The organism is Streptomyces sp. NPDC001796 (assembly GCF_042892355.1).
In the GTDB taxonomy this organism is placed as follows: domain Bacteria; phylum Actinomycetota; class Actinomycetes; order Streptomycetales; family Streptomycetaceae; genus Streptomyces.
The window spans coordinates 24,579-47,186 of the sequence record NZ_JBIAUC010000026.1; the positions used below are offsets into that span (position 1 = coordinate 24,579).

Sequence of the window (22,608 nt, forward strand, 5' to 3'; positions counted from 1 at the left end):
GTGAACGCGGACGGGGCCGCGGTTGCCCGCGGCCCCGTGCCGAATGCGACCTGGATCAGGACGTGGTCACCGCGACGTGGTCGTGGTGCCGGTGGCCCACAGGGCGCCGCCCTTGCCGGTGCCGCCGGTGCTCTTGTAGACGACCAGGTTGCCGTCGTTCTGCATGACGGCGTACGCGCCGGTGTTGTGGTAGGTGCCGGTGGACCACAGGGCGCCCCCCTTGCCGGGGCCCCCGGTGCTCTTGTAGACGACGAGGTTGCCGTCCGTCTGCATCACCGCATAGGCGCCCGGGTGGCCGTAGGTCCGGCTGGACCAGATGGCGGCGCCGTCACGCCGGCGGTACATCACCAGGTTGCCGTCCGTCTGCATGACCAGTCGGGTGTAGGTGCCCTGGGTCCACCAGCCGGGCTTGAGGGTGGTGCCCGAGGCGATGGTCTGCGGCCGGGCGTAGGTGCCGCTCGACCACAGGGGGTAGGTGCTCGCCTTCGCGTAGACGACGACGTTGCCGTCGTCCTGCACGGTGGCGTACGCACCCGGGTTGCCGTAGGTCCGGCTCGACCACAGGGCGCCGCCCGTGCCGGGGCCGCCGTCGCTCGTGTAGACGACGAGGTTGCCGTCCGTCTGCATCACCGCGTACGCACCGGGGTTGCCGCCGGTCCGGCTGGACCAGACCGCCTGGCCGGTGCCCTCGCCGGTCTTCAGGTATGCCACGAGGTTGCCGTCGGTCTGCATGGTCAGCGTCATCGTGGCGCTGTTCAGGCTGTGCCCCGGGGACAGTCGCTGTCCGGGGTACATGAAGGTGCCCGCGGCCGGGGCGGGGGCCGAGGCGGGGACGTGCGGGTCGACGAGGTGGATGTCCTTCCCGCTGTCCACGTAGGCGACGCCGCCCTGGTACTTGTCGACGGCCCAGGACACCCTGCGGTCGTCGGCGACCGGTCCGCCGGGCAGGTCGGCCAGGTCGCTGGTGGTGGCCGCGTCGGTGTGCACGTCGGTGAGGGTCAGCTTGCCCGCCGCCGTGTCGTGCTCGACGACGAACCCGTCGCCCAGCTGGGCGAGATGGGCGGGCACGGCGACGTCCTCGCCGGTGGCCAGGTCCCACACACCCGCCGGACCCGACGGTCCGCACGACCAGTACACCCAGTGCTGGGCGGCCGCCTGCAGCTCGCCGGGCACGCACGGCGCGCCGGTCGCGACGGTCTGCACGGTGCGCCGGGTGGTGAGGTCGATCTGGGTCAGGGTCCCCGCTGTGGCTCCGGGGACCCACACCGTGGAGCCCGACAGCGCGGCGGCGGAGACCGGGCGGCTGAAGAGCACGTGGCTGTTGCCGCCCGCGTCCGCGTCACCGATGTACTGCTTGTCGGTGGAGCCGCCGTTGTAGACCACGTAGCGGCCCTCGGCGTCGACGAGGGTGCCGCCGGTGGCACCGGGTGTGACGAGAACCGCGCTGTTGTTAGGAGTCTGCACGGTGACGGCGTCGCCTTGCGCGTCGGCGTTCGGCCACAGCTGCGAGATGTTCCCGTCGCCGGTGGCGACGGGCGGGTTGCAGGTGGCCGCGGTGTCGCAGTGGGTGGGTGCGAAGGGCTGGCCGAAGCCCTGCTCGGGACCGTAGGACGGCGGGGAACCGAGCTGGACGCTCCGCTCGTAGACGACGTCTCCACCGTTCGCGAGGCGCCGGACCGGGTACAGCCTCCCGCCGCCGAAGGCCAGGCCGTCGAGAGGGGCGGGCACCGGGGGGTCGGAGTCCACGGCGGTCCCTGTCGGGGTGCCGTCCGGCCCGGCGGTGAACAGGCGGGCCGCCCAGTCGGTGACGGACGAGCCGCCCACGACGACCGCACCGTCCGGCTCCTGCCTGACGGTGTTCGAGCTGGCGTGGTCCAGGACCGGGGTGACGGTCCGGGAGCCGGACAGCGGCATGGCGTAGAGCGGGTAACCGAGTGTGTCGTCCGTGGTCGAGGCACCGTTGTGCGACACCGAGTAGGTCATCAGCAGGGAGTCGCCCGCGATCCCCAGGAAGCGCAGGGCGCTGCCGTACCCGGTGCCCAGCGGTGCGGCTGGGACCTGCACTGTGCTCACGGTGCCGCCGGGAGCGGAGCGCGACACGAACTGGACCTGTCCCGCCGAGCCGGTTCCGGCGGCTCTCGTCGAGGTGTACCAGGCGATGTGATTCCTGGACAGGACGACGCGGGAGCCGTTGACCAGTGGTCCGGAGACGGGGGTGACCGCGCCGGTCGTCAGATCCACCAGGGCCGCCCGGGCCGCGGTCGTGCCGTCGGTGTCCTGTATGTAGCGGATCACCACGGAGTCGGCGTCGCCGGCCAGCACCAGAGCCTGGGGCGTGGCGCCCGCGGGCCAGCCGGTGACCGGTGTGTCGGTCTGCTGCCCGTCCGCCGTGCCGAGGACATGAAAGCCCGTCACGGATCCGTCCGCGGCCTTGGTGACCGTCAGCACGCGGGAACCGAAGGTGCCCAGGTACGTCTGTCCGGCGCCCGGCGTGATGGTGGTGGTCGTGCCGGAGTCCATGTCCTGCAGCCGGTACCCGGCGGCCGACGGAGTGGCCACGATGTCGGAACCCGCTCCCGAGTACCCGGGCATCTGCAGATTGCTCTGGACACCGGGCACCGGGGTGTCCGATCCGCCCGCGTACGGCGTCCAGACGTACCCGGACCGGCTGTCGGTCTGGTGCAGGAAGCCACCGGTGCCCGCGAAGACCACGGTGTCCTTGGGCGGGTTGTTCAGCAGAGCGGCCGGTATGACCGTCTCGGTGGGGGTGTCGGCCGAGGCCGTCGCCGCGGTCAGCGGCAGGACCCCCGAAGCGAGGGCGAACGTCGCGGCGACCGCGATGGATCCGCTCCTCAGGGTGTGTTGGGCCACCCATTCCTCCTTCAAGTGGGAAGGCACGGGTGACATGCAGCCGACGGCCGACCGCCCAAGGGCCAGGACGGCTCTGGTGGTTGAAGCCCCCCGTTCGCCACGGTGCCCGAGTCCTCGGTCACCACGCCCCCCATGCGAGGGCGAGGCTAACGGACTCGGTTCCTTCGGGAACAGGCGCCCCACCCGGTGCGTGCTCCACCAGAGGTGTGCGTGGCGGGCGTACTCGGAGTCATCCGCCACCGTCCAGGTCGGCCCGCCGTCGCAGCACCCGTAGCTCATGGCCGACCAGCTGCAGACGCACGCTCCCGGTCCGGTGACCACCTCATCACCCGCGACACCGGATGGGCGACGCCCGGTGAGGGAACTCCTGGTGCAACGCGGCCCGTCCCGCCGGCCCGCCCCTGCCCGGGCGCCCTCGGTACGGAGAGGGGTACCGCCGCAGCCCGCCCCCAACGGGCCGCGGTCCCCCCGGCCGACACCCCCCTGCGGGGCCCGCCGCCCCCGTGCCGGCGGGCCCCGTGTGCCGAGAATCTCCCCATGAACAGGGGCAGTTGAAGCCCCCCGGGCCGTGTTCAGAGGTTCATTTGAGGGTTGCGTAGAGGGGGTACGCCTGCTTGTGTAGACGCCCTCACTCGATCTCGTGCTCCGACAGCCCCGGCCAGTCCTCGGGTCCGCCGCCCTGCCACTCGACGATGTCGCCCTCCTCCACCTCGATCCGGTCCAGATCGGCCAGGCGCAGGATCTCGATGACGTCGTCCAGGTGGGAGGCGACCCCGAGGGTCACGTCGCCCTCGGTGACCCGCCGGGACCCGTCCAGCGCCGGGGCGTGCACCACTATGTGCGGATGCTGCGGTGACTGTTCCATGAGTTCAGCCTCCTGCGGCCGTGCCGGATCCGCACGCCGGGGGCCACGGCGGACACGACGGCTGCCAGGCGTTCCTCTCCCGGCTCCGCCGACGTGACCGCGCAGCGGGGTGACCACGGGACGGCCCTCGGTGTCCGTGGTCACCGAAACCCGTGCCGCGTACACACGGGCTATCACGTCCTCGGTGATGACCTCGGCAGGCGTGCCGCCCGCCGCGACGCGTCCCCTGTCGAGGAGGACCAACCGGTCCGCGTACTGGGCCGCGGTGGTCAGGTCGTGCAGGGTGGTGACCACCGCCAAGCGCCGAGTTCTGCGTAGTTCGTCCACAAGGTCGAGAACGTGCTGCTGGTGTCCGAGGTCGAGCGCGGAGGTGGGTTCGTCGAGCAGCAGCAGCCGGGGTTCCTGCGTCAGGGCCCGGGCGAGCGCGGCGCGTTGGCGCTCGCCGCCGGAGAGCTCGGACAGGCGGCGAGCGGCATGGTGGGTGAGGTCGAGGGCGGCCAGCGTGCGCGCCGTGGCCGTGCGGTCGCGTTCGCCGGGGCTTGCGAGGTAGCCGAGGTGTGGAGTGCGCCCCAGCAGAACGTACTCCTGGACCGTCATGTCCGGCGGCAGCACGGGTGCCTGCGGCACGTAGGCGATCAGCCGGGCCCTCTCCCGGGCGCGCAGGCGCCCGACGACGGTGCCGCCGACGGCGACCGTGCCGCGATGGGGGAGCAGGCCGGCGATGGCGCGGAGCAGCGTCGACTTGCCCGCGCCGTTGGGGCCGATCAGTGCCAGCCAGCCGCCCGACGGGACGGAGAAGGACACCGCGCGCACGACCGGGGCGCGGTCCAGGTCGACCTCGACCCCGGCCACGTCGAGCCCGCCCGAGGCAGGTGCGCTCACGTCCGCACCGACCGGGTGGAGCGCAGGATCCATATGAATGCCGGTGAGCCGATCAGTGCGGTGACGACCCCGATGGGCAGTTCGGCCGGGGCCACAACGGTGCGGGCCAGCGCGTCGGCGAGGACCAGGAATCCTGCCCCGAACAGCAGCGACAGCGGAAGGACGAGCCGATAGGAGGCGCCGGCCAGCCGACGCACCGCATGCGGCACGATGATCCCGACGAAGCCGATCAGCCCGCTCACCGCCACGGCGCTCGCCGCGGCCAGCGCGCAGGCGGCCACGACGGCCAGCCTGATGCGGCCGGGGTGCATGCCGAGGGAGCGGCTCTCCTCGTCGCCGACGGACAGCACGTCGAGATGGCGGCCGTGCAACAGCACGACCACGACGGCGATCGCCGTGTAGGGCAGGATCTCCCTCGTCTGGTGCCAGGTGGCCGCGGACAGGGAGCCCAGCAGCCAGGAGTAGACCTGCTGGATGTCCTGGCTGGAGCGCTGGAGGACGTACGTCTGAACAGCGGTCAGGAACATCGATACCGCCAGCCCGGCCAGCAGCAGTGTCGAGGTACCCGGCCCACCCGCCACACCGGCCAGGTAGGCGACGGTGACCCCGGCCAGCGAACCGATGAACGCGGCCACAGGCACCGCCGCCGGTACCGAACCGCCCAGACAGACGATGGCGGCTGTCGCGCCCAGGCCGGCCCCCGCCGACGCCCCCAGCAGCGACGAGTCGACCAGGGGGTTGCGGAACACGCCCTGGTACCCCGCGCCGGCGAGCGAGAGCGCCCCACCGACCACCGCTCCGAGCACCACGCGCGGCAGCCGGATCTGGAAGAGCACGGCATTCTGCAGCGGGCTGAGCTCGGACTGCAGACGTACCAACGGCAACCGGTCCAGCAACGCGGCGGCCGTCGCGAGCGGATTGACGGCCGCCGCCCCGGCCATCGCACCGACAAGCAGCGCGGCGGCCAGGAACGCCACCGCGATCGCGTAGACGCCCACGGTGCGAGAGCGCGTTCCGGCGCGCATTCCGACCCTGCTCACAGCCGCAGCCCGCCCGTCGTCACCGGTCGGAGGCCTTCGCGACAGCCTGCGCGATCTGCGCGACCAGCTGGGGCAGACGCGGGCCCCAGCGGGAGGCGACGTCATCGTCCAGGCCGATGATCTCCTTGTTCCGCACCGCCGGAATCCCTGACCAGCCGGGCCGGGCAGCGACGATCGCAGGGGTCTGCCCGCCGGCGGACGACTCGTTGTCCGAGAGGAATATCAGCTGCGGTTGCGCCGAGACGATGTACTCCTGGGCCAGCTGGGGATATCCGCCGTCGGATGCCTTGTCCGCCTTGTCGGCGATGTTCTTCAGGCCGAACAGGGACGCTATCTGCCCGACGAAGGTCGAGGAGGTCGCCGAGTAGTAAGGGTTGGCACCCAGCTCCCAGTAGTAGGTCAGGTTCGCATGATCGGTGCCGGCCTGCTTGACCGTGGAGGCTATCGCGGACTTCATACCGGCAACGGTCCGTGCGGCCTGGGCGCTGTGACCGGTGGCCCGGCCGATCTGCTCGATCTGGTCGTAGGCGTCGTCGACCGTCGCCGCCGCGGGCTCGATCAGTACCGGCACGCCCAGCTTGCGCAGTCCGGCGACCAGTCCTCCGGAATCCTGCGAGGCGACGACCAGGTCCGGGTCGTACTTCACGATCGCCTCGATGTTCGGGGTCAGTCCGCTGAGGCTGGTGACGGGCGCGCCGGCCGGGTGGTCGGAATTCGAGTCCACCGCGACGACCTGCTTGCCCGCGCCGACCGCGTACAGGTCCTCGGTCGCGGTCGGTGAGAGCGACACGATGCGCTGCGGTCGGCTCCTGACGGTGATCCTGCCGTTGGCGGGAGTCACCGTGACGGGGAACGCCGCGGCGGCGGAGGATCCGGACGCCGAAGCGGACGACGCTGCGGCGCCGGAGTTCTCGGAGCTGCAGCCGGCGACGACGGCCACGGCCGCGAGCACGGCGGTCGCCGCCGACAGAGCGCGGACGAGCGGCTTGCGCCGACGAGGCCGAAGCCGGACAGGTTGGTGTGCCATGCGGCACTTCCTCCCGTGAGGACGGGAAGAAGCAATCCGTCGACGGGCCGCGTCGAGCGCGCGCCGACGGAGACGGATCGCCCTTCCACGAGGGTCGATGTCGTAGCGCGGCAGGAGGCGACCTGGCTCGGGCCGCGGTTGAGGCGGCTCTCACAGTTGCGGGACAGCGCCGGACTGGCCCGCGGAAGGCGGGCGTCACCGGCTTCGCTGCCTGGCGCGCTGCCGGAAATCTGCATGACCATGCAGATTTCCAGCAGCCGCACACTAGCACGCCGGTCACTTCGCGGACCGGCGTGCCCCGGACGCGGCACGGCTCTTGGGCGGCCATGGGCTCGATCGGTGTTCTCGGTGACGGACCGCGTGGTCGGACCGTGTGGTCGCGAGCGGGATGCCGTCCCGGTGAGCGACAGCGATGCGATCGTCCTGCCGCTGTCACGCTGACCCGCTCGGCGCCGGCAGCACGAAGCCTTGGCCCACTCCTCGCGGAACGCCCTGGTCCGCTGGAGGGGTTCCGGGCCGCGGCGGCGCCTGGGCGCGACAGGACAAGTGTCGGCGCCGACGCGGCCCGGAGGTCTCGGCGTCAGACCTGCGCGCCGGACAGGCGCTCCACGCCTCGCAGCAGGGCCGAGTGGTCCAGGCCGCCGTCGCCCTGCGCGCGCAGGCTCGCGACGAGTTGGGCGACCACCGCACCCACCGGCAGGGCGGCGCCGACCGCGCGGGCCGCTTCCGTGACGATGCCCATGTCCTTGTGGTGCAGGTCGACACGGAAGCCCGGCTTGAAGTCGCGGTGGAGGAAGTTGTCCTTCTTGCGCGTCAGCACGGTGGAGCCGGCGAGTCCGCCGCCCAGGACGTCGAGGGCCGCCCCCAGGTCCACGCCCGACTTCTCCAGGAAGACCACGGCCTCGGCGCACGCCTGGATGTTCACGGCGACGATGAGCTGGTTGGCGGCCTTCACCGTCTGGCCCGAGCCGTGCGGGCCGCACCGCACGATGGTCCGGCCCAGCGTCTCGAAGATCGGCTCGGCGTACTCGAAGTCGGCCTGGTCGCCGCCGACCATGATCGACAGTACGGCCTCGATCGCCCCGGCCTCGCCGCCGGACACCGGTGCGTCGAGCACCCGGATGCCCTTCTCCCGCCCGGCCGCGGCCAGCTCGATCGAGGTCTGCGGAGTGATCGAGGACATGTCGATCAGCAGGGCGCCGGGCCGGGCGTTCCCGAGGATGCCGTCCGGGCCGTACGCCACCGCCTCGACCTGCGGAGACGCCGGCACCATGGTGATGATCACGTCGGCGTCCCGCACGGCCTCGGCGACCGAGCCGGCCACGGCGCCTCCGGCGGCGGCCAGGCGGTCCAGCTTCTCCTGCTCCAGGGTGTAGCCGGTGACGTCGTAGCCCGCCTTGATCAGGTTCTCGGACATGGGGGAGCCCATGATGCCGAGGCCTATCCAGGCGATCTTGGGAAGTGCGGTCATCAAGGGTGCCTTTCTCGCTGCTGCGGTACGTCTGGGGGTTGCCGTTCAGCGGGCGGCGCGGGCCTGGACCGGCAGCCAGTCGAAGGTCTCCGCGCTCGGGCGGTCGCCCGGCTTGTATTCCAGTCCGACGTGGCCTTCGTAGCCCGCCTTCCGCAGCCGGTCGAGCAGGTCCTCCAGCGGCAGCGTCCCCGTGCCCGGCGCGCCGCGGCCCGGGGTGTCGGCGATCTGGACGTGGTCCGTCCGGTCCGTGTACCGCTCGATCACCTGCGGCAGGTCCTCGCCGTTCATGGACAGGTGGTAGAGGTCCATCAGGAAGCGCGCGTTGCCCAGTCCCGTCGCCTGGTTGACCTTGTCGACCACCTCGACGGCGGCCGGCGCGGACACCAGCGGGTACAGCGGCGACTCCGGCCTGTTCAGGGCCTCGATGAGGAGTGTCGCGCCGATCCGGTCCGCCGCCCGCGCCGCGAGGGCCAGGTTCTCCAGCGCCAGCGCGTCCTGCTCGGCCGGATCGACGCCGTCGACGCGGTTGCCGTACAGCGCGTTGAGCGACCTGCAGCCCAGCGACTCGGCGAACTCGGCCGCCACCTCGACGTTGGCGCGGAACTTCTCCGACTCCTCGCCGGGGACCGACAGGGCGCCGCGGTCCGGGCCCGGCAACCGGCCGGCGTAGAAGTTCAGCCCCGTGAGCCGCACACCCGCGTCCTCGATCGCCTTCTTCAGGGTGCCCGATTCCGGCCGCTCGGGCGTGGGAGCGTCGACCCAGGGCCACCACAGCTCGACCGCGGTGAAGCCGGCCGCCGCTGCGGCCGCGGGGCGCTCCAGGAGCGGGAGTTCCGTGAAGAGGATCGACAGGTTGACGGTGTAGCGCTGGTCTGCGAATCCCATCGTGCGGCGCTCCCCGGATCTCGCTCTCATCGACCGACCTTGTATTCCGTATAGTGGAATAATCTTTCTGCTTAATGGAATCCTGCCTGTCTGTGGTGGACACTGTCAAGAGCGCGCACGAAAAGTGCCCCCGCGCGGATCGCGCGGGGGCACAGGGAGGGCGTGGGTCAGAGGGCGTCGACAGCGCTCACCTTCCACCCCGTGGACGTACGGGTGAGCGTCATGCGCACCCGGTTCAGATCAAGACGCGATCCCGGCACCTGGGTGCTCTGCGTGGTCTGGTTGACGAACAGCAGGACGACCGCCTTGTCGGGCGCGGCCGACACCACCGAGGCCGCCGCCACCGTCGCCCTCACCACGCCGTGGTACTTCGCCGCCGTCGGACCGACCACCGTCTTCGTGGTCTTCAGGTACTGGTCACGGAAGCCGCCGGTCAGATAGCCGCGGGCCCGGGCGAAGTCCTGGTCCAGGTGCCGGTAGTCGTACGACAGCACGGCAGGCGCGGCCTTCTCGGCGGCCGTCAGCACCTGACCCCGCGCCTGGTCCGTCCGCCTGCCCTCCCGGTACTGCCATCCGAGGACGGCGACCGCGACCAGGCCCGCCACGAGCACGACGCACAGCGCCGCGGTCAGCAGCCTGCGTCCGCGTACGGGCCCCGGTGTGGGCTGCTCCGGCTCCTCCTCGGCGCTCGGCTCGGGCGGGTCGTCCCAGCCGTCCGGGCGTTCGATCAGCAGGGTGCGCGAGGAGTGCCGCTCCTCGCGGCCCTCGGCCACCTCGCGTTCCGACCGTGCGGAGCGCTTGGCCGCCGCTCGTGCGGCAGCCGTCAGGGTGCGTCGGGTGGCGGTCCCGGTGCCGCGGACCTTGGTGGTCTGGTTCGCCACGGTCACTCTCCTCAACTGTGGTGGCGTGGGTCAGCCCACGAACTCGACGTCGGAGGTCAGCCAGCGCCCGTGCTCGCGCACGAGGTCGAGCTGGAGCCGGTAGGTGCGCGCCTGCCCCTGGGGCGCGGCGGTGTTGGTCACCTTGCTGTCGGCGACCACCAGGACCCGGGCCGAGTCGGCGTCGGAGCGGACGATGCCCGCCTCGAGGACCTGCCCCTCGGACACCGACTTGTTCTGGGCGACGAGCTTCGTCAACTCAGCGGTCTGCGCGGCGAACTCCTTCTTGAACTCGCCGGTCGCGCCCTTCAGGACGTTCCCGCTGTCGCGGTCGTAGTGCCGGTAGTCGAGCGAGGTGAAGTTCAGCGCCGACTGCCGGGCCGCCGCCAGGATGTCCTGCCGGCGCTGCTCGGCCGCGCGCTGGTCGGCGAGGCGCAGGCCCAGCCAGACGGACAGCACGGTCGTCAGCACGGTGGCGGCGACGAGCCCGGCGGAGAGCACCCGGGGGCGTCCCCATCTCATGACATCGGTCCGACCAGCAGCCATTGCCACGACTCCTTTCCGAAGACGGTCTGTTCGCCGCCCGCCGAGCCGATCTCGACGGGCGTCCCGTCCGGGCCGGTCGCGGTGCCGGTCTCCGGGTCGTACGGGGTGACGTACGCGGTCTGGTTCGCGCCGCCCGAACCGGACGACGCGCCGGGTGCGTTCTGCGCGCCGCGCACCGAGGTGGCGCTGCCGCGCGGCGCCGTGCAGTGGGCGCCGGTGTTCGCTGCGCGGGTTCCGGTGTCCGAGGGGTCGCGCCGCCGGGTTCCATAACCCTGGGTGCACGCGGGCGGGTCGTTCGCGTTCACGGTGAGCCCGAAGTGGGTGGTGCCGTCGCCGGGGATGACGGTGTAGCTGCCCGCGACAACGACAGGGAGGGTGACGAGGGCCTGTTCCACCCCGGGCAGCCGGGCGACGGTGACCTGACCGCCGCTGATCAGGTTGGACAGCAGCACCGGGAGGGTCGGCCGGGTCGACCTCAGCAGGGAGTCGACCTCCTGAGCGGCGGGCGCCGCGTTGCCGACGACCCGGCGCAGGTCCCCGTCGCTCGACTTCAACTGCGCGGTGAGCGCGGCCAGATCGCGGGAGAACGACTTGATCGCCGATCCCTTGTCGGTCTGGGTCTTGAGCACTTTCCGCGAGTCCTCGATCAGGGACACCGTCTGCGGGAGCGAGTCGGACGCCGACTCGACGAGCTGGTTGCCGGAGTCCACCAGGCGGCTCAGGTTCGGTCCGGTGCCGGCGAACGCCTTGCCCAACTCGTCGACGGTGGTGCGCAGATCGTCCTTGCCGACGGAGTTCACCAGCCGGTCCAGACTGAGGACGAGGTCGGTGACCGGCAGCGGCGTCCGGGTGCGGCTGCGCGGGATCGGGCTGCCGTCCCTCAGATACGGGCCGCCGGAGCGGCGGGGCTGCAGATCGACGTACTGCTCGCCCACCGCCGAGCGGTCCGCGACCACTGCCAGGGTGTCGGCCGGGATCCTCGGGGCGCCGTCCTCGATGTCCAGGGCCACCGACACCCCCGAGCCGTCCAGCCGCAGGGCGCCCACACGGCCCACCGGCACCCCGCGGTAGGTGACCTCGGCGCCGGTGAAGATGCCGCCCGACTCGGCGAAGTCGGCGGTGACGGTGTAGCCCCGGCCGAGCACGTCGTCCGCCAGGCCGGTGTACTCGGCGCCGACGTACGACACCCCGACGGCGGTGACCGCGGCGAAGGCGAGCAACTGGGCCTTGACCATACGGGTTATCACGGCTGCATCCCCTTCAGCATCAGCTCGGCGAGCGCGAGGTCGATGCCCGGCGGCAGGCGGTCCGTCCCGTCGGACGTGCCGTAGCTCGCGGTGCACACCGGCGGGCACAGCGGACCGCCGCCGCCCGAGGGGGCGGAGGGGGTGACCGACGGCTTCGGCACCTTCGGCAGCCCCGGGGCGCTGGGCAGCGCGGTGGGCACCGGCACCGGCACGGTGGGGAGGCCGGGAAGGGAGGGCGTCGGAACCGGCTGCTTCCCGGATCCGCCGCTCTTGCCGCCCTTGCCGGGCTCGTTGGCGAGGTTGCCGTACAGGTCCGCCAGGTCGAGGTCGGCGGTGATCTTGAGGTTGACGTAGTCGCCCTTCACGGCGTCGACCACGTTGCGCGGGAACGGGTAGGTCGTCAGCAGCTCGAGGGAGTTCGGCAGGTCGTCGCCCGCCTTGTTCAGCTGTTGCAGGATCGGCCGCAGTTCCCTCAGGTTGGTGACGGTGTCGTCCCGCGAGGCGTTGACGACCCGGGTGCCGGTCGTGCCGAGCTCGGACAGCGCGGTGAGCATCTTCGTCAGGTCGCGCCGCTGGTCGGCCAGTACCTTCAAAGCGGGCGGGATCGTGTCGACGGCCTGGGCGATCGTCTCCTTCTCCGTCCCGAGCCGCTTGGCCAGCCGGTCGATGCCCTGGAGCGCCCGGACGATCTCCGAGCGCTGCCGGTCCAGGCCGCCGAGGAACGTGTCGAGTTGCTTCAGCAGGGACCGGACCCTCGTCTCGCGACCGTCCAGGGCCTTGTTCAGCTCCACGGTGATGGTCTTGAGCTGGGCCACGCCACCGCCGTTGAGGAGCGCGGACAGCGCGGACAGCACCTCCTCGATCTCCGGGTTGCGGCCGCTGCGGGACAGCGGGATCACGTCGCCGTCGCGGAGCCGGCCCACGGAGGCGGTACCGGACGGCGGGGACAGCGCGACGTACTTCTCACCGAGGATGCTGGTCTGCCTGAGGTCGGCGACCGCGTTGGCCGGCAGCTTCACCGAGTCGGCCACCCGCAGCCGCACCCGCGCGTGCCAGCCGTCCAGCTCCACCTTCTCGACGGCGCCCACGGTGACGTCGTCGACCTTGACCGCCGACTGCGGCACCAGGTCGAGGACGTCCCGGAACTCCACCGTGACGTGGTAGGCGTGGCCGTCTGAGGCGGCGCCGCCGGGCAACGGGATGTCGTACCAGCCGTTGAACCCGCACCCGGACAGCAGCAGCGAACCGGCCGCCGTCCACGCGACCCACCGGCCCGTGCGCCGCGCGCTCATGTCGCGCCCCCGAGGATTCCGCCGAGGGTCCGGTCGACCGTGCCCGTGCCCGTGGGGGCGGCAGGAAGCTCGGGGAGCGAGTCGAAGAGCTTCCGCAGCTGTGCGCAGTCGGGGTTCTTGCCGCCCGCGTCGCCGGTGGTCTTCAGCACGGAGCACAGCAGGGACGCCGGGTCCTGCGGAGCCTGGGCGTTGTTGCGGGTGTCGAGGGTGCCGGCGGCCGGGTTGTAGGCGTTCTGCAGGTTCGACAGACCGGTCGGGGCGACGTCCAACAGCTCCTCCAGTGCGGCCCGTTGCGTGACCAGGACCTGGGTGACCTTGCTGAGGCCCTCGACGTCCGCGGTCAGTGCCGTCTTGTTGTGCTTCACGAAGTCGGCGACGTCGGCGAGCGCCGTCCCCAGGTACTTGAGCGCGGCCGCCAGGTCCGTGCGCTCCCCGGCGAGCTGCCCTGCCACCTCGGCGAGGCTGTCGTTGAACGAGCGAACGCTCTGGTCGTCGGCCGCCAGCGCCGCCGTGAACACCTGGAGGTTGCGCACGGTGCCGAACAGGTCGCCCCGGCCGTCGGACAACGTGGTGACCGCCTGGGAGAGGTCCTCGACGGACTGGTTGAGGTTCGTCCCCTGGCCCTTGAGGTTGTCCGCGCTCACCCCGAGCAGCCGCGACAGCGAGCCGTCCTTGTTGGCGCCCTTCGGGCCGAGCGCGTCGGCCGTGGTGTGCAGGCTGTCGAAGATCCGGTCCAGCTCGACGGGCACGGCCGTGCGCGACTCGGGGATGACGGCGCCGTCCTGCAGCACCGGGCCCCTGCGGTACACCGGCAGCAGCTGCACATAACGATCGCTGACCACCGACGAGTTGATGATCGCGGCCTGGGCGCCCGCGGGGACCTTCCGTCCCGCGTCGTACTCCAGGTCCACCCGCACCCGGTCGCCCTGAGGCGTGATCTTCCGGACCTGGCCGATGCGGACGCCGAGGACGCGGACGTCGGAACCGGGATAGATGCCGACGGTGCGGGGGAAGTACGCGGTGACGCGGACCGTACGCGGGTGCGGCCACAGCACGACGGCGACGACGGCGACCACCGCGAGCACGGTGAGCAGGGCCAGGGCCTGCCGGAGACGTTTGTTCACTGGGAGCCTCCCGTGCGCGGCACCACCGGGGCGGCGACCAGGTTCTGGACGTAGGAGTCGAACCAGCGGCCGTTGCCGAGGGTGTTGGTGAACAGCCGGACGTACGGCGCGAGCAGGCTGACGCTGCGGTCCAGGCTCGCCTGGTTGCGCTCCAGCATCCGGACGAACGTGTTGAGGTTCTGCAGCGCCGGTCCGATCTCCTTCTGGTTGTCGTCCACCAGGCCCGACAGCTCGATGCCCAGCGCAGCCGAAGTCTTGAGCAGCGTGTGGATCGCCTCGCGCCGCTTGCTGATCTCCTGAAAGAGCTTGTCGCCGTCCTTCACCAGGGCGGAGAAGTCCTTCGTGTGCTCGGCCAGCACCCCGGTGACCCCGTTCGCGTGCTTGAGCAGGTCACCCAGGGCCTGGTCGCGCGAGGCGATCGTCCGGGAGATCCGGGACAGCCCCTGGATGGAGGCCTTCACCTCGGCGGGCGAGTCCTGGAAGGTGGTGGAGATGGTGTCCATGGCCTTCGCCAGCCGCTGGGTGTCCACCTTCTCCGTCGTGGTGGTCAGATCGCTGAACGCCTGCACCACGTCGTACGCCGACACCGTCCGCCCGATCGGGATCTGGCCGCCCGGCTTCAGCCGGCCGGGCCCCTTCGGGTACAGCGCCAGGTACTTCGCGCCGAGGATCGTCTTCACCCGGATCGCCGCGCTCGTCGCGGTGCCCATCGCCGGGTCGCCCTTGACCTTGAACGTCACCTTCACGTGGTCGCCGTCGAGGTCGACGCCCTCGACCTTGCCGACCTTGACCCCGGCGATCCGCACCTCGTCGCCCGGCTTGAGTCCGCCCGCCTCGGAGAAGGCCGCGTCGTACGTCTCGCCGTCGCCGATCAGCGGCAGGCTGTCGGCGTTGAACGCGGCGACGGTCAGCAGGGCCAGAGTCAGGAGGCCCACGGCACCGACCACGACCGGATTGCGCTCGCGGAACGGCTTCAGCCGTGGCCGGCGCAGCCGGATCGCGGGCAGCTTCGGCGGCAGGACGTGCACCTTCACCAGGGGCTCCGGGCCCCGGGTCCGGCGTGGCAGAGGGCGGACCGTCGGCAGTTTCGGCGGGAGAACCCGCACCTTCACGAGAGGCTCCGGACGGCTCGGCCTGCGGGGCAGGCGGACCGTCGGCAGCTTCGGGGGCAGGACGTGCACCTTCACAAGGGGCTCGGGACGCCGGGTCCTGCGGGGCGTGACGGGAGTCCTCATGCGCCGCACCTCGCCTGCGCCACATGGAAGTCGGGGCTGATGACCTGCTTCGTCCTCGGCAGCACGATCCGGCCGTCGAAGTCGCACAGGTAGAAGTTGAACCACGAGCCGTACGACGCCGTCCCCGTCAGCGCGTTCAGCTTGTTCGGCAGCCGCTGCAGCACACCCTCCACGGTCTTCTCGTTCCTGTTCAGCGTTCCGGTGAGCCGGTTCAGCCCGGCGATGTCGTCCTTCAGCGGCGGTCGCGCGTCACGGAGCAGCCCCGAGGTGGCCTCGGTCAGGTCGCCGATGCTCACCAGGGAGTCCCCGATGGGCTTGCGGTCGGCGGACAGCCCGGAGATCACCCGCCGTAGCTGGGTGATCAGCTCGGAGAAGCGCGCGCCGCGCCGGTCGAGCGCCTCCAGCACGGTGTTGAGGTTGTCGATCACCGAGCCGATCAGCTGGTCCCGGTCGGCGAGTGTCGTGGTGAGCGACGCCGTGTGCGCGAGCAGGCTGTTGACGGTGGAGCCCTCGCCCTGCAGGGTCTGGATGATCTCGGTGGCGAGCTGGTTGACGTCGCCGGGGCTGAGCGCGGCGAACAGTGGCTTGAAGCCGTTCAGCAGCGCGTTCAGGTCCAGCGCCGGCTGGGTCCGGGACAGCGGGATGGTGCCGCCGGGCCGCAGCCGGGTGCCGTCGCCCGCGCCCTCGGTCAGCGCGACGTACCGCTGCCCGACCAGGTTCCGGTAGCGGAGGACCGCGTGGGTGCTGGTGAGCAGCGGCCGGTCCGCCTCCACGCTGAAGGTGACCTCCGCCAGCGTCCGGTCCTTGATCCGGATGCCCTCGACCTGGCCGACCCGCACCCCGGCCACCCGGATGTCGTCGCCGTTCTCCAGGCCCGTGACGTCGCTGAACACCGCGTGGTAGGTGTCCTTGGGGGTGAAGGAGACATTGACGATGGTGGCCGCGAGCAGGGCCGTCGCCGCGATCGTCACCAGCGCGAACAGACCGAACTTGATCAGCGGTGCCGCGGTCTGCCGGGCGCCTGCGGTCCTCATGCGACGCTCACCGCCGTTCCACGGGCCAGCGGCCCGAACAGCAGGGTCGCGACGGGCGGCACCTGGTCGGCGGGCACGCCCATGACGGGAGCCACGAGCGAGCCGACGGCCCGCTGTTCGGCCCGGGTGGCGGACACGTCGACACCTCCGGGAAGACCGCCGCCCGAACCACCGGACGACGTACCGTCGTTGAGCTTGGGTTTCGGCCCGGGCACCGCCGGATGGGGCAGTCCCCGGCAGTCGGGCCCCGACCGGTCCGCGTAGCGCGGCTCCTCACCGGGCCTGTACGCGCCCTGCGGACGCACGACCTCGAGGGTGATCCGCATCTCGCCGCCCCGGAACGCGTCCTCGGACACCTGCTCCTGATGGACCAGGCCCTGCAACAGGCACGGGTACTCGGGGGAGTAGCGGGCGAACAGCTCCAGCGTGGGCCGGGACACCCGGCCGAGGGTGATCAGCCGGTCGCCGTTCTGGTCGAAGAAGTCCCGCCCGGTGTCCGCGACGGTCGCGGTGGTGCGGAGCGCGGCGGCCAGCTCGTCCTTCTTCTCGACCAGGGTGCGGCTGGTGGTGACGGTGTTGCGCAGGATCGCCATCAGGTCGGGTGCCGCGTCCCCGTACACCTGGGCGACGTCGGCGAAGCGCGAGATGTCCTCCCGCAGGGACGGCAGATGCGGGTTCAGGCGGCGCAGATACGCCTCCACCCGGGTCAGGTTGTCGCCGATCCGGTCGCCGCGGCCCTCCAGCGCGGTGGCGAACGCCGAGAGCGTGGCGTTGAGTTCACCGGGCTGGACCGTGCGCAGCAGCGGCAGCAGGTCGTTCATCAGCCGCTGCAGCTCGATACCGGCCTTCGTGCGGTCCTGGGTGATGACGTCGCCGGCGCGGATGGGCCGAGCCGACGACTGCGCAGAGCCGGCGGGCGGCACGAGGTCGACGTACTTCTCACCGAACAGAGTCTTCGGCAGCAGCCGGGCATGCACGTCCGACGGGATGAACGTGACGTACTGCGGCTTGAGGGCGAGGTCGAGCGTCGCCTTCGTGCCGTCCGCGTGCACCGCGCGCACCTCGCCCACCAGCAGCCCGCGCAGCTTGACGTCGGCGCGCGGCTCCAACTGGTTGCCGAGGCCGTCGGCCTGGAGCGTCACGCGCACCACGGAGGTGAACGCCTGCTGGTAGACCGCCACCGCGAGCGACAGCAGCAGCGCCAGCACGGCGATGAACGCGATGCCGTACAACCTCAGTCTCAGTGCTCGCACCGGTTCACCCCGCGATCCGTACGGTCGTGTTGGCGCCCCAGATCGCGAGGCTGAGGAAGAAGTCCAGGACGTTGATCGCCACGATGGAAGTGCGGACCGCCCGGCCCACCGCGACACCGACTCCCGCCGGGCCGCCGCTCGCGTGGTAGCCGTAGTAGCAGTGCACCAGGATGATCAGAACCGCGAACACGATCACCTTGCCGAAGGACCACAGCACGTCGACGGGCGGCAGGTACTGGTGGAAGTAGTGGTCGTACGTGCCCGTCGACTGCCCGTAGTAGCCGGTCGTGATGGTGCGGGCGGCCAGGTACGACGACAGCAGCCCGATCACGTACAGCGGGATCACGGCGACGAACCCGGCGATCATCCGGGTCGTCACCAGGAACGGCAGCGAGGGGACGCCCATCACCTCCAGTGCGTCGGTCTCCTCGCTGATCCGCATCGCGCCGAGCTGCGCCGTGAAGCCGGCGCCGACCGTCGCGGACAGGGCGAGCCCGGCCACCAGCGGGGCGATCTCCCGGGTGTTGAAGTACGCCGACAGGAACGCCACGAAGTTGGAGGTGCCGAGCTGGTTGAGGGCGGCATAGCCCTGCAGGCCGACCTCGGTGCCGGTGAAGAACGACATGAAGGCGATCACGCCCACAGTGCCGCCGACGACGGCGAGCGCGCCCCGGCCGAAGCTGACCTCGGCGAGCAGCCGCAGGATCTCCTTCTTGTAGCGGCGCAGGGTACGGCCCGTCCACGCCAGTGAACGGCCGTAGAAGGAGAGTTGGGCGCCCAGGTCTTCCAGGGAGCGCAGCGGCCGCTCGAGGAGCCGCAGGGGTCGTGGAGGCCGCATCGCTCAACCCCTCTGCGGGACGATCTGGAAGTACACGGCGGTCATCACGAAGTTCGTCACGAACAGCAACATGAAGGTGATCACCACCGACTGGTTGACGGCGTCCCCGACGCCCTTCGGGCCGCCTTTCGCGTTGAGCCCCTTGTAGGAGGCGACGATCGCGGCGATCGCCCCGAACACCAGCGCCTTCACCTCGGCCGCCCACAGGTCGGAGAGCTGGGCGAGGGTGGTGAAGGACGCCAGGTACGCGCCCGGCGTGCCGTTCTGGAGGACGACGTTGAAGAAATAACCGCCGGCCACGCCGACGACCGACACCAGCCCGTTGAGCAGGACGGCCACCACCATGGACGCCAGTACGCGGGGGACGACGAGCCGGTGGATCGGGTCGATGCCGAGCACCTGCATCGCGTCGATCTCCTCACGGATCTTGCGCGCCCCGAGGTCCGCGCAGATCGCGGTGCCGCCCGCGCCCGCGATCAGCAGCGCGGTGACGATCGGCGAGGCCTCGCGCAGCACCGCCAGCACGGAGGCGGCACCGGAGAAGGACTGCGCGCCCAGCTGCCGTGTCAGGCTGCCGATCTGCAGCGCGATGACCGCCCCGAAGGGGATGGAGACGAGTGCCGTGGGCAGGATGGTGACGCTCGCGACGAACCACGCCTGCTGGATGAACTCCCGCGCCTGGAACGGCCGTCGGGGCAGCGTCCGTACGACGTCCAGTGCCAGCGCGAACAGGTTGCCCGAGTGGCGCAGCGGCGCGGTGGGGGACAGGCTCATGCGCCGGCGGCCTCCTTCCGGTGCGATGCGGCCTCGCGCCTGGCGATGGCCTCCCAGCGGGGCGGGCGGGTGATGCCCGGGCCCGGCAGCAGCCGGGGCGTCAGCTCCTGGGGCGCGCTGTCGTCCAGACGCGCCAGCTCCTGCTCGACCTGGGCGGCGTCCTTCTCCTCCGCCATGCCGATGGGCCCCTGCATCCGGCCGTTCAGGAACTGGCGCACCACCGGCTCGTCGCTCGTCAGCAGCTGTTCCCGGGGCCCGAACATCACCAGTTCGCGGCGGAACAGCAGCCCGATGTTGTCGGGGACCTGGCGGGCCGAGGCGATGTCGTGGGTGACGATCAGGAAGGTGGCGCCGGTCTGTGCGTTGAGATCGACGATGAGCTGGTTGAGGTAGGCCACGCGCACCGGGTCGAGGCCCGAGTCCGGCTCGTCGAAGAGGACGATCTCCGGGTCGAGCACCAGCGCCCGGGCGAGCCCCGCCCGCTTGCGCATACCGCCGGAGATCTCACCGGGCAGCTTTCCCTCGGCGCCGAGCAGGCCGACCATGTCCATCTTCTCCAGCACGATCCGCCGGATCTCGGACTCCGACTTGCGGGTGTGCTCACGCAGTGGGAAGGCGATGTTGTCGTACAGGTTCATCGAGCCGAACAGCGCGCCGTCCTGGAACAGCACGCCGAACAGCTTCCGCACCTCGTACAGCTCGTGCTCGCGCAGCCTGGTGATGTCCCGGCCGGCGACCTTCACCGAACCGCGCTCGGGTCTGAGCAGCCCGACGAGTGTCTTGAGGAACACGGACTTGCCCGTCCCGGAGGGGCCGAGCATCACGGAGACCTCCCCGGCGGGCAGCGTCAAGGAGACGTCCTGCCAGATGACCTGGTGTCCGAAGGACTTGGTCAGCCCCTCCACACAGATCTCGACACCCATCCGTGCTCCACCCTTCGCCCGCGTGAGCAGCTCCGACATCTGCTCTACGGGGAGGGCCGGGGGGTCCGTCGCGAGGAAGCGGAAATTTTTCCGTACACGTCGGCAGCACCTGCGGCGGCGTTGCCGACGGGCCCTACGGCACCTTCACGGAAGGCGTGCTCGGGGTGGGCACGGGCAGCGAGGCGGACGGCAGGGAGGGAGTTCCCGTCGGTACCGACGGAAGCGAGGGGACGGCGGACGGGACCGGCAGCTTCGGCACCGTGGGCACGCCGGGGACCCCGGGCGCCGACAACGTCGGAAGCGGGGCCGACGAGACCTCCGGCAGGGACGGCACGGACAGGGGCAGCGGTGAGCCTATGCCCGGTGTGCGGGCCGTCTTGCGGCCGGCCGGCGTCCGCGTCGCGTGCGAGGCGGTGCGCGTCTGCGGCGGGTGAACCCTCCCGGTGCTGTCGGTGCCGTTCGTGTCGAGCGCCTGGGTGTGCGTCACCGCCGGACGCGGAACCGGCGCCTGAGTGGCGCCCCCGCCTCCGCCCAGCGTCTGCGGCAGGACGAACCCCGCCACCACCAGCGTCGCCGCCGTCGAGGTGACGGCCACCGTCTGCGCCTTGCCGGCCCCGCGCGGCCGCCCACGCCCGAGCAGGAACAGCACGGCGCCGAGCGTCCCGGCCAGCGAGGCGCGCAGCGTCCGCCGGGCCCGGGCCAGCAGCGACTCGACGGTCCGGTAGCTCAGGCCCATCCGCACGGCGACCTGACCCACGTCCAGGTCCTCGGACTTCAGCCGCAGGGCCTCCGCCTGGCGCGCCGGCAACTCCCCGCTGCGCACGGCGAGCCACCGGGCCTCGGCCCGGTCGCACACCGCCTCGTCGACGGGCACCGGGCCGGGCGTGAGGAGCGTGGGGCTGGTGCGCACCTCGGCCTCCCGGTTGACCTGCCGGTACCGGTCCACGCACAGCCGCATGGTCACCGTGGTCAGCCAGGCGGCGAGGCGCTCGTCGTCGAGATCCGGGCGCTCCGCCGCACGCAGCATCGCCTCGTGCACCGCGTCCTCGGCGTCCTCCGGGCTCATCGACCGGCGCCGGGCCACCTTGAGCAGGTGCTCCCGGTGGCTCCACATGCGCTTCCAGCGGTCCTGGGCCGCCTGTGTCTCCGCGTCCCTGGCCTCCCCTGTCTCAGCAGGCATGTCCGTCGCCATGAGGGCCCCTTCGCGCTCACCCGCCGGTCCTGTGCACCCGGCGGGTGGCGACATTACCGCCCAGTATCCGCGGTTGGGGAGGGGGCGGAGCCCATCGTGTCCGCACTGTTGCTGGTCAGCGGGCCACCGCTGGGCAGCACCCCGGTGCCGGGCAGCCCGATGCTCGGGGTCGGCACGGGCAGCGACGGCGGCGCGTCCGTCTGCTGCGGCACCCCGGCCGTACGGGACGGGGACGGGGCGGGGGAGGGCTCCAGGACCGTGGCCGAGGGGGCCGGGGACGGTGCCGCGCCCGGGCGGTGGCCCGACGGCGCCGGTGAGGGGTGCGCCGTGCCGCCCTGCCGGGACGGCTTCGGTCCGCGCGGCGCCGTGGTGCCGCCGGGCAGGTCCGGCACCACGCGGTGCCCTTGCAGGAAGTACGCGTACCAGGCCCGGACCGTCCGCAGATACTCCTGCGAGGCGTTGTAGCCCAGGATCGCCCGGTCCAGTTGCGCGGGATCCGACAGGTCCCGGCCGCCCGCGCACAGGTAGCGGCCCGCGGCGAGCGCCGCGTCGAAGACGTTGTTCGGGTCGTCCCTCCCGTCACCGTTGCCGTCCGCGCCCCAGCGGGCCCAGGTGGAGGGGATGAACTGCATCGGCCCGACCGCGCGGTCGTACGCCGGGTCCCCGTCGTAGGCGCCGCCGTCGGTGTCCCGTACGACGGCGTAGGGACCCCCGGTCAGCCGCGGTCCGAGGATCGGTGTCACCGTCGTACCGTCCGCCCGTACCCGGCCGCCCCACGCCTGCCCGGACTCCACCTGACCGATCGCGGCCAGCAGCTGCCAGCGCAGATGGCACCCGGGCGCGGTGCGCGCCAGCTCCGCCTCGGCGTGTTCGTACGCGGCGAACACCGTCGCGGGCAACGCTCCTGCGCCGTCCGCCGCCGACCGCCCGCCCTGCGACCGCCCGCCCTGGTCCGGCTTCCCCGTACGCAGCGGTGGCAGCTCGGTGCGGTACGGGGTGTCGCCGGACACGCTCGGCCCGTGCTCGGCGGGGGCGTCCGGCCGGGCGGGTTCGGAGGCCCGTGCCGCCATCGCGCCCGGCGCCTGCGAAGCGGTGAGCGCCGCCATGGCCGCCGCCGCGACCGCCGTCCCCCTGACTCCCCTGAACGCACCCCCGAACGCATGCCTGAACACTCGCCCTGCCACGGAGCACTCCCCTCCCTGTACGGATCCCTTCCTCTGCTCTACGCGGC

The 22,608-nt window shown here is 71.7% G+C and carries 19 protein-coding genes; all 19 read right to left on the reverse strand.

The window, feature by feature from the left end:
* Positions 1 to 66: 66 nt before the first annotated feature.
* Positions 67 to 2,871 (reverse strand): hypothetical protein, encoded by a 2,805-nt coding sequence (locus ACFYZE_RS32830; RefSeq protein WP_389002257.1) that lies wholly within the window; start codon positions 2,869 to 2,871, stop codon positions 67 to 69.
* A gap of 628 nt (positions 2,872 to 3,499) precedes the next feature.
* Positions 3,500 to 4,618: an ABC transporter ATP-binding protein gene (locus ACFYZE_RS32835; protein ID WP_389002260.1), complete on the reverse strand. Its 1,119-nt coding sequence runs from the start codon at positions 4,616 to 4,618 to the stop codon at positions 3,500 to 3,502.
* Positions 4,615 to 5,643 carry a FecCD family ABC transporter permease gene (locus ACFYZE_RS32840; RefSeq protein WP_389002263.1) on the reverse strand — a complete coding sequence of 343 codons (1,029 nt, stop codon included), beginning with the start codon at positions 5,641 to 5,643 and terminating at the stop codon, positions 4,615 to 4,617. The genes ACFYZE_RS32835 and ACFYZE_RS32840 overlap by 4 nt, the downstream gene beginning before the upstream one ends.
* A 34-nt stretch (positions 5,644 to 5,677) precedes the next feature.
* A complete protein-coding gene (locus tag ACFYZE_RS32845) occupies positions 5,678 to 6,685 on the reverse strand; it encodes an ABC transporter substrate-binding protein (protein WP_389002266.1) in 1,008 nt (335 codons plus the stop codon).
* A gap of 580 nt (positions 6,686 to 7,265) precedes the next feature.
* Positions 7,266 to 8,156 (reverse strand): 2-hydroxy-3-oxopropionate reductase, encoded by an 891-nt coding sequence (locus ACFYZE_RS32850; protein ID WP_389002269.1) that lies wholly within the window; start codon positions 8,154 to 8,156, stop codon positions 7,266 to 7,268.
* A gap of 45 nt (positions 8,157 to 8,201) precedes the next feature.
* Positions 8,202 to 9,041, reverse strand: coding sequence for a TIM barrel protein (locus ACFYZE_RS32855; RefSeq protein ID WP_389002272.1), 840 nt, complete (start codon positions 9,039 to 9,041; stop codon positions 8,202 to 8,204).
* 167 nt (positions 9,042 to 9,208) lie between these two features.
* Positions 9,209 to 9,922 (reverse strand): hypothetical protein, encoded by a 714-nt coding sequence (locus ACFYZE_RS32860; RefSeq protein ID WP_389002275.1) that lies wholly within the window; start codon positions 9,920 to 9,922, stop codon positions 9,209 to 9,211.
* A 30-nt stretch (positions 9,923 to 9,952) separates the two neighbouring features.
* Entirely contained in the window at positions 9,953 to 10,441 is a 489-nt protein-coding gene (locus tag ACFYZE_RS32865; protein WP_103842437.1) for a hypothetical protein, read from the reverse strand.
* Positions 10,438 to 11,712, reverse strand: a complete 1,275-nt coding sequence (locus ACFYZE_RS32870; protein WP_389002279.1) for an MCE family protein — start codon at positions 11,710 to 11,712, stop codon at positions 10,438 to 10,440. Before ACFYZE_RS32870 ends, ACFYZE_RS32865 begins: the two co-directional genes overlap by 4 nt.
* Positions 11,709 to 13,004 (reverse strand): MCE family protein, encoded by a 1,296-nt coding sequence (locus ACFYZE_RS32875; RefSeq protein WP_389002282.1) that lies wholly within the window; start codon positions 13,002 to 13,004, stop codon positions 11,709 to 11,711. Before ACFYZE_RS32875 ends, ACFYZE_RS32870 begins: the two co-directional genes overlap by 4 nt.
* Complete coding sequence (locus ACFYZE_RS32880) at positions 13,001 to 14,104, reverse strand: MCE family protein (RefSeq protein WP_389002458.1); 1,104 nt, start codon at positions 14,102 to 14,104, stop codon at positions 13,001 to 13,003. Before ACFYZE_RS32880 ends, ACFYZE_RS32875 begins: the two co-directional genes overlap by 4 nt.
* A 20-nt stretch (positions 14,105 to 14,124) precedes the next feature.
* A complete protein-coding gene (locus tag ACFYZE_RS32885; RefSeq protein ID WP_389002461.1) occupies positions 14,125 to 15,105 on the reverse strand; it encodes an MCE family protein in 981 nt (326 codons plus the stop codon).
* Between the two features lie 254 nt (positions 15,106 to 15,359).
* Complete coding sequence (locus ACFYZE_RS32890) at positions 15,360 to 16,397, reverse strand: MCE family protein (protein ID WP_389002285.1); 1,038 nt, start codon at positions 16,395 to 16,397, stop codon at positions 15,360 to 15,362.
* Complete coding sequence (locus ACFYZE_RS32895) at positions 16,394 to 17,650, reverse strand: MCE family protein (RefSeq protein ID WP_389002287.1); 1,257 nt, start codon at positions 17,648 to 17,650, stop codon at positions 16,394 to 16,396. Before ACFYZE_RS32895 ends, ACFYZE_RS32890 begins: the two co-directional genes overlap by 4 nt.
* A 4-nt stretch (positions 17,651 to 17,654) precedes the next feature.
* Positions 17,655 to 18,488: an ABC transporter permease gene (locus ACFYZE_RS32900; RefSeq protein WP_103842448.1), complete on the reverse strand. Its 834-nt coding sequence runs from the start codon at positions 18,486 to 18,488 to the stop codon at positions 17,655 to 17,657.
* Between the two features lie 3 nt (positions 18,489 to 18,491).
* Complete coding sequence (locus ACFYZE_RS32905; RefSeq protein WP_103842450.1) at positions 18,492 to 19,262, reverse strand: ABC transporter permease; 771 nt, start codon at positions 19,260 to 19,262, stop codon at positions 18,492 to 18,494.
* Complete coding sequence (locus ACFYZE_RS32910) at positions 19,259 to 20,185, reverse strand: ABC transporter ATP-binding protein (protein ID WP_389002292.1); 927 nt, start codon at positions 20,183 to 20,185, stop codon at positions 19,259 to 19,261. Before ACFYZE_RS32910 ends, ACFYZE_RS32905 begins: the two co-directional genes overlap by 4 nt.
* A 133-nt stretch (positions 20,186 to 20,318) precedes the next feature.
* Positions 20,319 to 21,377 carry a sigma-70 family RNA polymerase sigma factor gene (locus ACFYZE_RS32915; RefSeq protein ID WP_389002295.1) on the reverse strand — a complete coding sequence of 353 codons (1,059 nt, stop codon included), beginning with the start codon at positions 21,375 to 21,377 and terminating at the stop codon, positions 20,319 to 20,321.
* A 53-nt stretch (positions 21,378 to 21,430) separates the two neighbouring features.
* A complete protein-coding gene (locus ACFYZE_RS32920; protein ID WP_389002464.1) occupies positions 21,431 to 22,483 on the reverse strand; it encodes a lytic murein transglycosylase in 1,053 nt (350 codons plus the stop codon).
* Positions 22,484 to 22,608 lie beyond the last annotated feature (125 nt).

Excerpts from the sequence above, each read along its gene's own strand:
- ACFYZE_RS32840 (WP_389002263.1), bottom strand. The coding sequence starts at position 5,643 with ATGCGCGCCGGAACGCGCTCTCGCACCGTGGGCGTCTACGCGATCGCG.
- ACFYZE_RS32845 (WP_389002266.1), bottom strand. The coding sequence starts at position 6,685 with ATGGCACACCAACCTGTCCGGCTTCGGCCTCGTCGGCGCAAGCCGCTC.
- ACFYZE_RS32850 (WP_389002269.1), bottom strand. The coding sequence starts at position 8,156 with ATGACCGCACTTCCCAAGATCGCCTGGATAGGCCTCGGCATCATGGGC.
- ACFYZE_RS32855 (WP_389002272.1), bottom strand. The coding sequence starts at position 9,041 with ATGGGATTCGCAGACCAGCGCTACACCGTCAACCTGTCGATCCTCTTC.
- ACFYZE_RS32865 (WP_103842437.1), bottom strand. The coding sequence starts at position 10,441 with ATGAGATGGGGACGCCCCCGGGTGCTCTCCGCCGGGCTCGTCGCCGCC.
- ACFYZE_RS32875 (WP_389002282.1), bottom strand. The coding sequence starts at position 13,004 with ATGAGCGCGCGGCGCACGGGCCGGTGGGTCGCGTGGACGGCGGCCGGT.
- ACFYZE_RS32890 (WP_389002285.1), bottom strand. The coding sequence starts at position 16,397 with ATGAGGACCGCAGGCGCCCGGCAGACCGCGGCACCGCTGATCAAGTTC.
- ACFYZE_RS32900 (WP_103842448.1), bottom strand. The coding sequence starts at position 18,488 with ATGCGGCCTCCACGACCCCTGCGGCTCCTCGAGCGGCCGCTGCGCTCC.
- ACFYZE_RS32905 (WP_103842450.1), bottom strand. The coding sequence starts at position 19,262 with ATGAGCCTGTCCCCCACCGCGCCGCTGCGCCACTCGGGCAACCTGTTC.
- ACFYZE_RS32910 (WP_389002292.1), bottom strand. The coding sequence starts at position 20,185 with ATGGGTGTCGAGATCTGTGTGGAGGGGCTGACCAAGTCCTTCGGACAC.
- ACFYZE_RS32915 (WP_389002295.1), bottom strand. The coding sequence starts at position 21,377 with ATGGCGACGGACATGCCTGCTGAGACAGGGGAGGCCAGGGACGCGGAG.
- ACFYZE_RS32920 (WP_389002464.1), bottom strand. The coding sequence starts at position 22,483 with ATGGCGGCGCTCACCGCTTCGCAGGCGCCGGGCGCGATGGCGGCACGG.